This is a genomic window from Stappia stellulata (genome assembly GCF_020176715.1).
GTDB lineage: Bacteria > Pseudomonadota > Alphaproteobacteria > Rhizobiales > Stappiaceae > Stappia.
Map to the genome: position 1 here is coordinate 1 of NZ_JAIVMF010000057.1, position 706 is coordinate 706.

Below are 706 nucleotides of genomic sequence, written 5' to 3' on the forward strand. Positions count from 1 at the left end.
TGCGATAAAGAGCGATGCGCCGGGCAAGCAGCCTGCAGCGGGCGCACAGCGCGTCGATGGCTGTGTCGAGCGCCGCCAGTTGCCGGTCCAGCGCCCGCAGGAGCGCCTTGCAGGAAGAGGCAATCAGGGCGCAGCCCGGAGACTTGGCCCGGTTGAGCTCGGCGACCCGGATCGCCATGAGATCCTGCCTGCGGGCCACGAGCGCGGCCAGCCTGGCCTGTGTGTCTCCGGTCGGCTGATGCAGCGACAGGCGCTGCCAGCGCTCCTGTCCATAGGCGGCGAGCAGGCCGGCATCGATGGCGTCGGTCTTGGCCAGGCGCCCGAAGGAGCGTGCGAAAGCCTTGACCTTCAAGGTGTCGGCCCGGTGGCAGGGGACCCCTGCGGCCCGGAGTTCAACCAGCAGCGGGAGTTCATATCCGCCGGTCGGCTCGCAGATGACCAGCGTGCCGGAGGGCAGGTCGGCGACGAGCTTGCGGATCGCGCGGGCCGTGTTGGCGACGCTACGCGCCGCCTTGCCGTTACAGGCGGAGACGGCCAGCGTCTGCTTCGAGACGTCGATGCCGACGACATGGGGCGGGGCATGTTCCAGAAAAGCCATGGCGGTGGTATCCTGATCAGGCTTCGGATTGTTCGCGGGCGTGGTGACAGCCAGAGACCCCATCAACTCTCCAAGCGGGAAAAGGAAGCGGCAGGGACCCCGATGACG

General features: G+C 68.1%; 1 protein-coding gene. It reads right to left on the reverse strand.

Annotated features, from left to right (window positions below; translation table 11 throughout):
* Window positions 1-598 (reverse strand): IS110 family transposase (locus LC092_RS21090; RefSeq protein ID WP_224809707.1); only part of this gene is annotated, 598 nt, incomplete at its 3' end.
* Window positions 599-706 lie beyond the last annotated feature (108 nt).